This is a genomic window from Cryobacterium zongtaii (assembly GCF_002909375.1).
Classification (GTDB): domain Bacteria; phylum Actinomycetota; class Actinomycetes; order Actinomycetales; family Microbacteriaceae; genus Cryobacterium; species Cryobacterium zongtaii.
Genome location: NZ_PPXD01000033.1, coordinates 36,162 through 50,165, shown reverse-complemented (window position 1 = coordinate 50,165; position 14,004 = coordinate 36,162). Strand labels below are relative to the sequence as shown.

10 protein-coding genes are annotated in these 14,004 nt (G+C 59.6%); 2 read left to right on the top strand and 8 right to left on the bottom strand.

Going from position 1 to position 14,004, the window contains the following annotated elements:
* From C3B61_RS19300 to C3B61_RS19290, 3 genes are all read right to left on the bottom strand, one after another.
* Positions 1–768, bottom strand: a complete 768-nt coding sequence (locus C3B61_RS19300) for an HAD-IIB family hydrolase (protein WP_103462082.1) — start codon at positions 766–768, stop codon at positions 1–3.
* 8 nt (positions 769–776) lie between these two features.
* Positions 777–2,090 (bottom strand): UDP-glucose dehydrogenase family protein, encoded by a 1,314-nt coding sequence (locus tag C3B61_RS19295; RefSeq protein ID WP_103462069.1) that lies wholly within the window; start codon positions 2,088–2,090, stop codon positions 777–779.
* A 62-nt stretch (positions 2,091–2,152) separates the two neighbouring features.
* Positions 2,153–3,976: a DUF4012 domain-containing protein gene (locus tag C3B61_RS19290; protein WP_133160374.1), complete on the bottom strand. Its 1,824-nt coding sequence runs from the start codon at positions 3,974–3,976 to the stop codon at positions 2,153–2,155.
* A gap of 100 nt (positions 3,977–4,076) precedes the next feature.
* On the opposite strand from C3B61_RS19290, the gene C3B61_RS19835 reads away from it, so the two are divergent.
* Positions 4,077–4,223 (top strand): hypothetical protein, encoded by a 147-nt coding sequence (locus C3B61_RS19835; protein WP_165787875.1) that lies wholly within the window; start codon positions 4,077–4,079, stop codon positions 4,221–4,223.
* A gap of 2,015 nt (positions 4,224–6,238) precedes the next feature.
* Positions 6,239–7,891, top strand: coding sequence for a glycosyl hydrolase family 28-related protein (locus tag C3B61_RS20365; protein WP_103462067.1), 1,653 nt, complete (start codon positions 6,239–6,241; stop codon positions 7,889–7,891).
* Positions 7,892–8,071: 180 nt separating this feature from the next.
* Here the strand turns inward: C3B61_RS20365 and C3B61_RS19280 are convergent, their stop codons facing one another.
* The 5 genes from C3B61_RS19280 to C3B61_RS19265 form a co-directional block, all read right to left on the bottom strand.
* Positions 8,072–9,079 (bottom strand): GDP-L-fucose synthase family protein, encoded by a 1,008-nt coding sequence (locus C3B61_RS19280; RefSeq protein ID WP_103462066.1) that lies wholly within the window; start codon positions 9,077–9,079, stop codon positions 8,072–8,074.
* Between the two features lie 2 nt (positions 9,080–9,081).
* Positions 9,082–10,113, bottom strand: coding sequence for a GDP-mannose 4,6-dehydratase (gene gmd, locus C3B61_RS19275; RefSeq protein WP_103462065.1), 1,032 nt, complete (start codon positions 10,111–10,113; stop codon positions 9,082–9,084).
* Between the two features lie 431 nt (positions 10,114–10,544).
* Complete coding sequence (locus tag C3B61_RS19595; protein ID WP_133160373.1) at positions 10,545–11,300, bottom strand: hypothetical protein; 756 nt, start codon at positions 11,298–11,300, stop codon at positions 10,545–10,547.
* Between the two features lie 2 nt (positions 11,301–11,302).
* Complete coding sequence (locus C3B61_RS19270; protein WP_103462064.1) at positions 11,303–12,553, bottom strand: MATE family efflux transporter; 1,251 nt, start codon at positions 12,551–12,553, stop codon at positions 11,303–11,305.
* A 110-nt stretch (positions 12,554–12,663) separates the two neighbouring features.
* Positions 12,664–13,965, bottom strand: a complete 1,302-nt coding sequence (locus C3B61_RS19265; RefSeq protein ID WP_103462063.1) for an O-antigen ligase family protein — start codon at positions 13,963–13,965, stop codon at positions 12,664–12,666.
* Positions 13,966–14,004: the final 39 nt, after the last annotated feature.

Sequence of the window (14,004 nt, the reverse complement as noted above, 5' to 3'; positions counted from 1 at the left end):
CTAGGAGTCGGTGTGCAGTGTCGGAATGAGCTGATCGAGGAACCTCGCGGTGTCTTCCCAGTTTTCCACGGCGATGCAGTCGACACCGAGTGCCTTCACCGGGTAGTCGTTGCCGTTCTCGTCAAGCCGGTCGCCCACGAAGAGCATGTCCCCCAGCGGGATCCCGGTGAGTTCGGCCAGTCGCTTCATGCCGTACGCCTTGTCAATGCCCCTCCGGGTGATGTCCACCGACGTGGATCCGCCGCTGCGCACCTCGAGGTCGGGCAGCAGTGCCTGCACGGCCTCGCGCAGCGCCGTCTTCTTCGCACCGTCCGGATCCCACTGGGTTTTCGCCGCCACGGGCGCCGCCTGGCCGAGGGCCGAGAAGGTGATCTGCGAGCCTCGGTCTTCCAAGATCGCCCCCCAGGTTTCGCTCTCCCAGTAGCCCAGGTCGCGGGCGGTCGACTCCACGGCCGCCAGTGCATTCTGCTTCTGGTCGTCGCTGAGGTTCTCGGCGTAAACCTGCTCCCACTCCCCCGCCGCGTGGCGGTAGTACTGGGTGCCGCAGGTGGGCATCAGGTGCAGGCGACCAAGTGCGGCATCATCGACCCCGGCGAGGTTGTCTATGACCTGCATGGTGAACTGGGCGAACTGTCCACCCGAAATCACGCAAACTTCGACCGCGCCCAACAGCTGCACGAGAAGCGCGGCCATGCGGGGATCAATGGGCGACTTGGAAGGTGCCAGGGTGTCATCGAGGTCGAAAGCGACCAAACGAGGGTGGTTCAATGCCATTGTTAGGGACGGCCCATTCCGTAGTAGGTCCAGCCGGCGGCGCGCCATGCTGCTGAGTTGAGGGTGTTACGGCCATCGATGATGGTGCGCGTGTTCACCAGGCCGGCAGCCCATTCCGGGTCAATCGACTTGAAATCGGGCCACTCGGTGACAAGAACCACCGCGTCGGCGCCGCGCAACGCTCCCTCGATATCGGGCGAGTACGAGAGCTGGGGGTGGCGCGAACGGGAGTTCTCGATGGCCTGCGGATCGGTGGCCACAACGTCGGCGCCGAGACCGCGCAACTGAACGGCCACGTCGAGAGCCGGCGAATCTCGCACGTCGTCGGAGTGTGGCTTGAAGCTGAGGCCGAGCACGGCCACCTTGGCGGTGTGCACGGGACGGTCGAGCGCCGAAACGGTGAGGTCCACGACCCGCTGTCTACGGCGCAGGTTGATGGCGTCGACCTCTTTTAGGAACGCGACGGACTCACCGCGTCCGAGTTCCTCGGCCCGCGCAGTGAAGGCGCGAATGTCCTTCGGTAAGCACCCACCACCGAAGCCCACTCCGGCGTTCAGAAAGCGACGCCCGATGCGTGCATCGAAGCCGATAGCGTCGGCCAGCTGGGTGACATCAGCGCCGGACACCTCGGCAATCTCCGCCATAGCGTTGATGAAACTTATCTTGGTGGCCAGGAACGCGTTTGCCGCCACCTTCACGAGCTCAGCGGTGGCGTAGTCAGTGACGACGAGTGGCGTTTGAGTAGCCATCGCTGAGGCGTAGACCGAGTTGAGCTGGGCGACGGCACGCTCACCGGCCGGGCCCGCAGGAACTCCGTAGACCAGGCGATCGGGGGCGATGGTGTCCTGCACGGCGAAGCCCTCGCGTAGAAACTCGGGATTCCATGCCAGAGTAGCGCCGCTGCCCGACGCGTCGATGACCGCGGCGAGGCGGGCAGCGGTTCCGACCGGCACTGTGCTCTTTCCCACAACAAGGTCATCTGCGTTCAGATGGGGCAAGAGCGTCTCGACGGCCGCGTCCACATACCGCAGATCGGCGGCATGACTGCCCTTCTTCTGAGGGGTACCCACCGCGATGAAGTGAACCTCGGCGCCCTCAGCATCGGCGATGTCGGTGCTGAAACGCAGCCGCCCCGTCGCCAAAGCTGAGGTGAGCACCTCGGGCAGACCCGGCTCGAAGAACGGGGTGCGCCCGGCACTGAGGGCCGCGATCTTCGCCTCATCAATGTCGATACCGACAACCTCATGGCCAAGCTCGGCCATTGCCGAAGCGTGCACGGCACCGAGGTAGCCACAACCGATTACAGATATCTTCATACGTCATTACCCATGGTCCAGAGTCTATCGGCCATGCCACGAGGGTCCCGTGCGGCGGTGTGCTACCCGCAGCCGGGGGCATCCACAGCGACTGTGGTGGGGTTCAGCATCGGGGTAGTTCGAAGTTCTGGCGGAGCGTAGGTGGCCTCCGGCCCGGAGAAAGTGACCGCAACCTCACTGGTTTGCCCGGGGGCCAGCATGACAGTGAACTTCGCAACAGGCCTGCCCAGGTCGTCGGTAGTGGTGTCCAGGGAGGCTCCCGCGGCGGCGCCGGAGGAAACGTAAGTCGTTCCGGGAGGTCCGTAGACGTAGACCTCGGTGCGGAACAGATCTGCGCCCCAGTAGCCGCTAGCCACATAGGCTGGCAGGGTTTCCCCCACCTCAGGAGTCAGGGTGGAGTGGAGATTCACTGTCGTCGTGAAGGTCGGAGTCGCCGCAGTGCACACGTCGGTGCTGAGCGTCGCACCGGTCTTCAGATAGAAGTCCATCTTCGACGTCGACGTGTCGCGGAAGAAAACGCCTGCCGTTGTGGAGAGCTCGTTTGTCGTGGGCAGGATCCCCGCCAACGTGGTGCCTTCGATAACCTTCTGTTCTTCGGGGTGCGCGCTCCACGCCATGATGCGGTGCTCGTTCACGCCCTGAGTGATCGCGCTCAGCATCTCCTGTGGCTCGGCTGGGGAATTCGTCACGGCCCCGAACATCGTCTTCGCCGCCTCTGCGAAAAATGCGTCGGTTTGGTCTGCTCCGTCTTTGCCCTGGTATCGAAAGTAGATCTCGTTCAGTAGGAGTGCTACGGCGTTATCTTTCGAGAGAACATCACCGGTGCTCATAGTCACCGGACCGGTAGCGCCGAGCATATAGGCGAGGGCGGCGGGATCAATTGAGATGACGCCGTCGACGGTGCCGCCCACGTCGCGCTGCCAGAAGGCCCGGGTGATTTGGGCGGCGGTGGGGAAATCCGGTCTGCTGGTTGCGAGGTTCAGCCGCGTGTAGATCAGCGGCGAATACAGCGCCGCGAGTTTGGGATCTCCTGCCAGAGCCGGGAGGGAGTCGTCGACAAGAAAGGTCTGACTCGATGCCTGCCTGGCAATGCTAATTTTCCCGGCGTCGACAGTGACCTCGGTCAGTGCGGCGGCAGTGCCGCCAAGCGCCGTCGTCTCGGCGAGGTTCTGGAAGATCAGAATGTAGTTCCGCGGACCGGAGGCGCCGAGCATGTCGGGAACCACGGAGCTCATCGAACTCACGTCTCCCACTGTGGTTGCTGCGCTGTCGAGCATAGCGGTGAGCGTTGTTCCGGCGCCATGGACCTGGCCGATGGTTCCGTCGAGTTCGATCTTGCCTACGGATGCCGCCGCAGAGTCCAGTGCGGTGCTCGCCCTGATGAGAGCCGCGTTCAAGTCCACGAGCGGTGCGAGGTCGATTCTTCCGTCGACAGGCTTGAGCGAGGCCGCACTCAACCCAGACGCGACTTCAGCGATAGGCGCGACGGCGTCCTTCGCAACGACATCGACCGCTTCGGCCATTTGCCGCACCGCTGTGAGATTCACCCCGACGACGGGGATGATCTCCGCGGCCCGCCAAACCGGGTCCTGCGTCTGATCGACAGCCTTGCTCGTGGCCGCCGAGAGCTTCGCGGAAGTAGTGCCGACTCCGACAAAGTCCATGGCGGCGGCCTGGGTCTTCAACGTGCCGACGAAGGTCTGCGCCTTCTCCAGTTCCGACTTCGCCGTCAGTGCTCGTGAGGCCACCCATCCTCCGGCGGCACCGACCACGATGACCAAGCCGACGAGTACCGCGATCGTGATCAGCCAGTGGCGTGCGCGGTGCTTCATATGCCGGGGTCGAGAGCGGGCATCAACTTTGCGATCGGCAGCTGAATCAGTCACTTACGAACGCTAACGCATGAACGGCGCTCGCGTTGTTGCCTCCCTGTTCGGGGGGCATAGGGTTGCAACGCCCGCAAACCCGCACGGCGTAAGCTGCACTGTGACCAAAATTCGCCCCGAGCAGATGGGGCACAAAGCACTGCTTCGACGTGGGCGAAGTCACAGGGGACTCCAATACGCGTTTCTTGGTTTCGCCGCCGCCGCCGCCGCGATCGTCGGCTTCGCTGCGATCACCATGACGCTGTAGGGACGCAACGCATGATGAACAGATCCAAAGTCTTGGCAACTGCCATCGTCGCGGCCACAATTGCGCTGCCGCTAGCATCCGAAACGATCGCACCCCCCGTCAGCGCCTGGGCCGAGGAGTCGCCGCCCATATCCGAAACCGAAGAACCCGTCGTGCCGCCGTCTGAGGAGCCAGCTCCCGACCCGACCGAGGAGCCAAGCACCTCCGTGCCCCCGATTCTAGAAGAACCTGTCAACACGCCCGTCGACAATGAGCCACCAGCTGCTCCAGCCCAACCGCCATCAGAAGAACCGGCCATGACAACTGATCCGGCCCAGGAATTCAGTGGAGGCTCCTCACGCTACGTTAGCGGCAGGGAAACGCAGCAAGAAGGGGTGGCGCCGGCAGCGATTCCTTCGCCCGCACCCGAAGGGCCGGCTTCACCTGTAACGCCGACTCCAAACACCGCCACACCAACACCCTCATCGACCCCCAAAGTCGGTCTCGACCTCGAGAAGGTGGAGTACGCGAACCCGTCCGAAGGCTCCGGGTCAGCCCCCCTCGCAGTCGTCGCGCTGATCGGAAGCCTGACCCTCATCCTGATGCTGGGACTTGGGAAGCTTTACTACCGCACCCGCGTTGCCCACCGCACTCGCCCGAGAGCATTTCCGCGGCGCTAGATATCTCTCGTTGTCTCCGCAACGCTCGACCGGCTCCGACAGACAGCGGTCATTGTGACCCGTGATGGGGCCTGCTCCCGACTAGGCAACCATCGCTTCACCGGACGCCTGGGCGGTGTGCCAACCGGCACGAACCACCGCCATTTTGCCCCCCCCTGTTTACCTTCGCCGAGTAGACTAAGGAATGCGATGGGCACCGCAGACCGCTCGTCGCTTCCTCAACCGGCCCCGCATCAGTTGGGGTGTGCCCCCGGAGCGGCGCACCGGCGCCCTGCGTCTGGCCACACGGGTCGAGCCGCTTCCGGTTGGCGAGTTGCCCGCGTAGCGCGCAGGAACATAAAATGCCGCACCCAGTCTCGACACCCAAGATGCGCGGGGTCCGATCACCCTCTCGCTGCCGTAGAACGGAATTTCCCGGTCCAGGGGATATATGGGATTCGCTGGGACAACTCCATGGCATAACCCTTTCTTCGCGCCCCCGATATCCGAGTTCTCCAACCGCCGCTTCTGGCCCACCCGAGACCGCGCAAGCCACGTCATCGCGGGGTGGATCAAACGCCGCGCCAACCGCGCCGCCGCACTCCTCGACCGGGCATGTCACACCCGTGGCCTCCGAGAGGCAATACTCGTCACGGGTCGCGGTAATCCCGCTCTCCGCTTCACCCGCGCCCACCCGCCCTGGACACGGGCACGGGCACGGGACCGCGGTAACCAAGTACGTGCGCCCAAACCGGCCCACAATCGCGCCGAGCAAGTCAATTGTGCGGCCGGCCTAGTCGACGAATAGAGACAGATCAGGCTCGCACTGAAGGGCGCTGAAAAGAATATTCACCCGCAGGTGTTCGCCGAAGAGGCACCGCGCTGCACGTATCCATAGTTCTTTGCTCGCCCGCCCTCGCGGACATTCCTCAGCTAGCCCTGCTGCAACGCGAACCGGCGGGTGGATCCATCGACCTCGGCACCGCGGCGAAGCCCGGCGTTTCATACTCATCGGAAACCGGTTTGCGTCCGTTGGGGAACAAAGCCTGAACGTCAGGTGCGATCACCGACTTAACCGTCCCGGCCTTGATGCTTCTCGCCGCGTTGGTCTTCTTTACCGCCGAAACGTTGCGTCGGGAACAGCCCCGGCCTGAACGAGCTCGCTATTTCTCCGACGCTCGAGCACGAAGTGGCACCCTAATTGGGGGCATAGCCTTGGGCAGCGCCTCACGACTTACAGGTGCACAGTGTGCTCCACGAAGTCGAGATGATCTCGACAGTAGAGCACCCGACGCAGGTCTACATTGCTTTGGCCAAAATGCGAAGGCCGTATGACCCGTTGACTTGGCTTGAGATGGCAGAGCATCGACGAATGGAATGGAGGGAACGCGCGTGCCAACCGGAAAAGACACACGTCTGAGTGATCAAAAGTCCCGTCGAGCATTTCTGAAAGCCGCCGGAGTGGCTGCGGCGGGCGTTACGGGCGGAGCAGTAGCGCAATTCCAAACTCTGGATAGCGCAACGGCCGCCACATTGGTGGAACCGCCGCAAGCGACCCTGACCACTCTCTCTAGCCGGATTACCGAAAGTACTGGGGTTAGCCTCAGAGACTTCGGGGCCGTAGGGGATGGAGTCACAGACGACACTGAGGCGATCGCTGCCGCGTTAGCGTCGGGCGGGCAGATCCTGGTTCCATCGGGGAATTTTCGAATGACGCGGACGATCTCTCGGAGTTTCAGCGGCGTCGACCTGCGCGGAAGGCCCGGTGCCCGGATTTTCTCCGACACAGCGAGTGCTCTCTTCAGAATGCTGGAGACAGATGAAGCGCACTTCGAAGGCATCTACTTCGAAATAACCACCGTAGACGCAGCACCCGACAATGCGGTCGGTATCTTCTACAGCCTAAGCGTCGGTGTGAAGAACGTCGTGTGGACCGATTGCACCTTCAGGGTTGCAAGGAGGGCAGTTAACGCGATCAAAATCGTCGCTGACAATGCCAACGGTGAATTTTGCGTTGAGAACGTCTTTGCGAGGTCATGCGAGTTCATAGAGTGTGCTCGCATGGGTCTCGAGATCCAAGATCACACCGTCAATCCGACAGTCACCCGTGTGCGGAACGTAGGTGCTATTAATTGTCTGTTCGAGTCGTGCGGCGCACTTGCGCACGGGATTGATCTCTCGTTTTCGGGGCCGATCTTGGGCGCGGCCTCAATCCAGAACCGGTTCAGAGGCTCCATCACTATTGCCTTGGAGTGCGCTGGAGGCCATTTATACCCGATTCTGACCGACAATACCTTCGAGGCCCTCGGCGCGAACGCTCAAACCATTTCCTTGACGGGGTCGTCCATGGTTCACGGTCCGGTCATCGAACGAAATAGAAGTCTGGGACGTAGCGGATTTGGCGCTCGATTTTGGAACTTAACTGATGCGCGCTTGTCTCACAACATCCTGCAATTCAATGGATATGTACATGTCCGCGACTGCATTCGCGGGGTAGCCATTGGTGAGAACTACGACTCGGGAGGAGCGTACTCGCTTTTCGTCGAGTCAACGCCTGCGAGAGAATGTGCAGACAACGTGTGGCTCAGATGCCGATTCAGTACCCTGGTGTCCGCAGCACCGTACTCAGTCACGCGATTCTATGGTGCAAAAACGTTCCGCAACACAGTTCAGGAGGGCAGTTACGGGCGCAAGCTCGGCGTGCGGATGGACCAACTCGCTGGGGCGGAGCTAAACGAACTTCGGCGATGCTGCAATCAAGGAACCGCATGGGCACCCATACGGTCGGTTCCTCTGCTTGATTCAAACCGATCTATAAGCATCGACGAAACCGACTGCGACGCTTTTGTGTTCAGTGGTGCGCTTACTCGGGAACGGTTGGTGACGTTCCCGCCATGCAACCGAGCCTGGCAAATGCGAAATGCCACGACACGAGTCGTGTCAGTTACTGCAGGAAGCTCGAGTATCCAGATTCGTCCCGGAGAGTCACGGCTCGTCTCCATTGAGGTGCGAACGATCACATACGCCTAGGAAAAAGCGCGTTGCCGCCGTGAGCTGATCTCCATTGGTCGCATCGCCGCCAGGGACAGCGCCACCTAGACTTCGTAACCGAGAACCGGTGAGGGCCTCCCGTATGGGGGACCCTCTCCGATTCAACGCAAAGACTCGCGTCCCCAATCAAGCCGTCAGGTACAAGACGCAACCTAAGACTTACTGCCGTAAGGACTCAAGATTGTCTCGATACCATTGCACCGTGGATCGAAGGCCAGCTTCTAGCGTGATCCCAGCCGACCAACCTGCGTCTGCCAACAGCGAGACGTCGAGCAGCTTCTGAGGCGTGCCATCCGGCTTGCTCGAGTCCCACTGGGTCTCGCCGCCGAATCCGACTACACGCGCGATTGTCTCTGCAATCTCGCTAATCGTTACGTCACTTCCAGTCCCAACATTGACCTGCGTCGGGCCATCATAGTGCTCGAGCAGGTGCAAACAAGCCGCCGCCATGTCATCCACATGCAGAAACTCGCGTCGGGGACTCCCAGTGCCCCAGTTGGTGACGCTCGCGGCGCCGGATCGGGCTGCTTCATCGTATCGACGGATGAGTGCTGGCAGGACATGCGACCCGGTTGGTGAAAAGTTATCACCCGGACCGTAAAGGTTGGTGGGCATTGCGGAGATCCATGGCAAACCATATTGTCGCCGGACCGCCTGGATGTGCAGAATTCCTGCGATCTTCGCAATCGCGTATGCATCATTCGTTGGTTCGAGATGACCGGTGAGCAGCGAGTCCTCCGTGATGGGTTGGGGTGCCATCCGGGGGTAGATGCACGACGAACCCAGGAAAAGCAGGCGATCAACGCGATACTCGAGCGCAGCGTCGAGGACGTTCACCTGAATACGGAGGTTGTCGCTGAGGAAATCAACCGGGTAAGTGCTGTTTGCCAAGATGCCCCCCACCTTCGCCGCTGCTAACACGACGTAGCGGGGCCGTGTCTCCGCGAAGAAAGCGAAAACGGCGTCTCGATCTTTCAGATCCAGTTCCGACGATGAGCGGCCGTGGAGGTCTGTGAATCCATCTTCTTCAAGTCTCCTCCAGATTGCCGAACCCACGAGACCTCGATGGCCGGCGACATAGAACGGCGCCGTTCGGTTCAAAGGTTGGGGTGTGAACTGGACCTGATCCCGGATGTCTCCCAGATTTTCTGAATCCTCTGAACTCATTTCTACTTCGTCCCCCAGCTGGCCAGCTTTACTTCATCGATCCAGCGGCTGCCTTCGCAGGCCAAGGCCTGAATGTCCGCGTCCACCATAATCCGGGCGAGCTCCGCCGTGTCGACTGTAGCTTTCCATCCGAGCTTCTCTTCGGCCTTCGACGCGTCACCGACAAGTGCATCTACTTCAGTCGGGCGCAGGTACCGCTCGTCGAATTTCACGTGGTCTTCCCAATTCAGGCCTGCGTGGCTGAAGGAAGTCTCGACGAAATCACGCACAGTAAAGTTGCCGCCAGTGGCTAGTACAAAATCGTCAGGATCGTCGGCCTGGAGCATTCGCCACATTCCTTCCACGTACTCCGCTGCGTACCCCCAGTCGCGAATAGAATCTAGGTTGCCCAGATACACGTGGTCTTGTTGGCCTGCTTTGATTGCTGCAACCGCTCGGGTTATCTTACGTGTGACGAAGGTTTCACCGCGGCGGGGGGACTCGTGATTGAAGAGAATCCCATTGACGGCGAACATGTCATACGCCTCGCGGTAGTTCTTTGTGATCCAGTAGCTGTAAACCTTGGCTGCGCCATACGGAGAGCGCGGATAGAAGGGCGTTTCCTCGTTCTGGGGCGGAGGCGTTGCGCCAAACATTTCAGATGATGACGCCTGGTAGAAGCGGGTCTTAATGCCAGACATCCGCACTGCTTCGAGCAGGCGAATCGTCCCCATTCCGGTGGTGTCCCCAGTGTGTTCCGGCTCATCAAAGGAGACACGCACATGAGACTGGGCGGCTAGGTTGTAGACCTCATCTGGCTGGATTTCTGCAAGGAGGGTAACGAGTCGACTTCCATCGCTCAAGTCACCGTAGTGGAGGAACAGTTTCGCCAACGGATCATGGGGATCAACATACAAATGGTCAATCCGAGTGGTGTTGAAAGTAGACGCGCGTCGTATGAGCCCGTGAACTTCGTAGCCCTTGCTGAGGAGGAGTTCCGCCAAATACGACCCGTCTTGGCCCGTGATGCCCGTAATCAGTGCTTTCTTCAAGATGTGTTCCCCTTTATTTGTTTATGTCTGGTGAACGCACAGAGCATTCTCGCTATGCAAGAAAACCCACGCCCGTTCATACACTCAATGGTCTGTTTGTCGGATCCAGCGGACCAGTCGAGACCGCACGATTCGACCGATCACGAACTTGGTCGGTCGCCACAAGTGTGGGAAACCGCGCACACCGGCAAGCTGCGCACACCCGTCGCTTTTATGACTATCTGCTCATTCTTCCTACTGAGGCAAGTTGTGGTTGTTCACTCCTACTGAGGCGAACTGTGGCAGACCCATTTATCCAGCGCCTCGCCTGTCACGGTGAATTTTCATAGACTCCCAATGCTAGCGTCCTGGATTCGGTCTCTCAAAGCTGCATGTGGCGCGCGCCCGATCCACCTAAACGGTGTTCGGATCACCTCGTATTACGGTTGGCGCAGTCAGTACCCCTTGAATTCGGCTTGGAAGTGCCGACGTAGACGGTCGAGAGGCCGCGTCATTGTGCGCCGGGATGTCTCGACGAAGCTTGTTCCATAGAGATGCCCTGTTGTTCCTGACTGTCCAACGACCCAGGGTTTTTCTCTGAAGTTCTGGACTGCGACATCGTCGCTCGCCGCCGAATTATTCACGGACGTCGCGAGTTCATGCTCGTAGTTGATACCTTCCCGGTCGTTCGAGGAAACGCCTACATCGCGAAGCTCACTCTTCCACACGCCGAGACTAGCGCCGAAAAATCTCGAGTCGATCCAACTGAAGTTCTTCCTGGGAATATCTGCAATCAGGGTCCTCTGTTGGACAGGCGCTTGAGAAACGCACCGGTCGAAGTTCCTCACGAAGAGACGACCTGTGCATTTGAACACCATTTCGAGCTCGTTCCCAGAACCCAATGACTGTATGGCCGCGTTCAGCATTTGGGCTTCTGCAGCGCCTTTGCCCATTGAGACAACGGACGGCAGAGGAGGTGAAACAGCCAAATGGCGCATTCGGTTCGCTCGATGGCCCACAGCCGAACGGACTAGGCGTGGAAGGTCCTCGCCACTATTTTCGACGATAAACGGCTGAAGATCCATGTCCTCGCTGAGCTCCACCCATTTTGCTATGGCCGACCGGTATTGCTCTCGTCGCCGCTCGGGGTCGATCAGGTGTATGTGTTCGTCGACCTGTGGAGTGACGGTAGCTGTAAGAATAATGAACAAGATCAGTCCTCCGCTCTTTCATTCTTGCCTTCGATAACGACAACTTTGAGCACCAGAGCAACAAGTATCAACAGGATTACCGCTTGCTGAATCGTCACGCCCCATGCGGCGGCGAGGCCACCAAACTGCGCGCCGAGAAGGAGACACGTTGTCAGACGAAGGACGAGTCCCAGTCCGAGAATCCAAGCAACCTTTCCTTCCTTGCCCCGACTCTGTAGAACCATCGAGAGTGGTTGGGCAAAGAGTGTTGGAATGATCGACAAGGCCAAGACGGTGAATATCGCGGATGAGTCTTCATACTGAGTTCCCAATATCGCCGGCGCAATAGTTCCAGCGAAACCGGCGACTAATAGGCTCGCTATCACTGCAAGCACCAGTATCCAGGCCACGCGCCGTAGGCCCCAAAGCGCTAAACGAGTCGAATCCGCTTTTGGAGCGTGTGCCATGCCGACTTGAGTGAGAGCAGTAGAAGGCAGCAAAAGAGGCGTCGTCCATCGGCTCACAGCCCCGTACGCGCCCGCCGCGGCGGCGCCGCCCGAAAATCCCAAGATAGTCACATCCAACTGCTGCGCAGAACCAAGAACGGCAGCTATCCCGTATCCCCGAGTGCCGCGCCACGCGGTGAACCATACTGATGGCGGGCCCACCCGCACTCGACCGCGAGGTTTCAGTCCCGAAGGAATTCGGCGGACATTAGAGACGAAGCAAAAAGCCGAGTCAAATGCCATTCCGGCGGCAAGTCCAAGCGGTATGGCAAGCTCTCCGCCTACGCCCATCGCAATAAGACCCCAGGTTGCGGAAAGGAAAATGAGTCGATCAAGTACTGTCGCGATGGAGATGAGCCCCAGCATTCCGTGTGCACGCAAGGGCACTTGGGCAGTTTGAAGGACCAACGACGACGCGAAAATCAGTCCTATCCATAGAAGAAACTCCCAATCAGCTGCAACTGAGATGAGGACTAGAACGCCGCTCGTGAGCAGAACAGTTCCGACAAGGCCCGCGGACAGAAGCCTTTGACACAACCGTGAGTACATTGCCGCATTGTCGCACCGGCCACTTGCGACTTCTCGAATGAGGAATGCGCTTAGCCCGAAGTCAACCAACGCTGCGGCCACCGATGCGATCGCGATCGCCGACAGGCTTATCCCGAGGGCGGACGGCACTGTGGCTCGAGCCCCAATCGCATAGGCGACGGCAACGAGCAACTGGGAGAACGCGAGAACCATGGTGACCTGGATGGCCTGGCTGGTCAATCCTCGGAATCTGCGAGATGCCAATGCCGGCTGGACTGACTCGGTGAGCGGGAGCACACTACCGATCTGATGCAGGTCTTCCAGAGAACTCTTGCTTCCGCGTGCTCGCTTCACTTCCCCACCACCATTGTGCTTGTCAGATTGAGTGGAGGCGACATCTTGGGTCTATCGGCCAATCTCTGGGCACGGTACGCCGTCGTCAGAGCCCATCCGGCAGGGACACTGAAGGTCCACGAAAAGCCATAAGACCAGCAGAAGACCATGACGGCGACAAGGATTGAAAGTGCCGCTGCTGACTTCTGGGTGGAAAGGAGCTTCAGGATTGCGTAGCCCGCAGCAGTGGAGTACGCAATAAGGCCCACGAGCCCAGTGCGGAGAAACAAAAGCAGGTACCAGTTGTGCGGCGAGAACGTGGCAATGAGGCCGTTTGGCTCCAACCGCACGTATCCGGAACCGAACGGCTGACCAAACCACACTGCTACTGGGCCGCTGGCCACCGATTGATTAATCAACTGCGCCCAGCTTGCAAGCCGCGCGTCGTACGTGGTCTGATCTGCGAAGGACTTCATGAGGTCAGCCACCAAGGGAAGCGATGGAGCAAAGAGCACAGTGACAACTACAACCACAGCGCCGAGAAGTAGCACTCTCCTCAAGCGTGGCCATCCAAAGAGCATCAATACTCCCAGGGCAGCGGCTACCGCAGACCAGACCGTGCGCTGCTGACTAACGGCAACAACAGCGATGAACGCTACGAAAGTCAGAAGGTACCTGCGGTTTCCGGTCGTATCCCATTGCCTTAGAGCGAGAAGCGCGGCTATTCCAAGTACAAGCGCCTGATTCTGCATGAGTACACGGCCAGATTGTGCCACTCCGTCGATATCGATGAAGTTCGAGCTCGCTGTGCCAAGGCCGTATCGAAGAGCGTGGTATCCAGCCAGGACCACTAAGAGCCAACCAACTACCTGAAGAGGCCTAATAAGAACCCTGTGCGCTGTTTCGTCTGTCCAGTCGATGGACATCGCCCATCCCGTCGCAACTAGCGGCAGCAACAAAGAGCGCCCCTCGTTGATAGCGAGACCGAGTCCGTATTCACTGATCCCACGGGCTACACCCACGAAGATGCATAGCGCAAATAGCGCCCATGGCAGGGTTACCCATCCAAGATTCCTGAATAGTGTTCTCGAGTTATTAAGCATCACCAAGGTGAGAATGATCGCGACCAGATCGGGAAAGAAAATATTGTTGCCACCGAGCGTGATTACCGGCAGCTGCACGGGAAAATCCCATTGGAGGAGCACCATGATGTAGGAAGCGAACGCGCCATACGCTGGATGCCTCTGCACGAGGGTTGCGAGCAACAGCAACCCGACGACCGCGACCGGTGCGACGAGAAGCAAAGCTAGAGGACCCATAAGGAAGACTCTCCGTTCACGCTCGTCAGGTTGGAGTTC

Coding starts and splice junctions, on each gene's coding strand:
- C3B61_RS19295 (WP_103462069.1), bottom strand. CDS start 2,090: ATGAAGATATCTGTAATCGGTTGTGGCTACCTCGGTGCCGTGCACGCT.
- C3B61_RS20365 (WP_103462067.1), top strand. CDS start 6,239: ATGGAGGGAACGCGCGTGCCAACCGGAAAAGACACACGTCTGAGTGAT.
- C3B61_RS19280 (WP_103462066.1), bottom strand. CDS start 9,079: ATGAGTTCAGAGGATTCAGAAAATCTGGGAGACATCCGGGATCAGGTC.
- C3B61_RS19265 (WP_103462063.1), bottom strand. CDS start 13,965: ATGGGTCCTCTAGCTTTGCTTCTCGTCGCACCGGTCGCGGTCGTCGGG.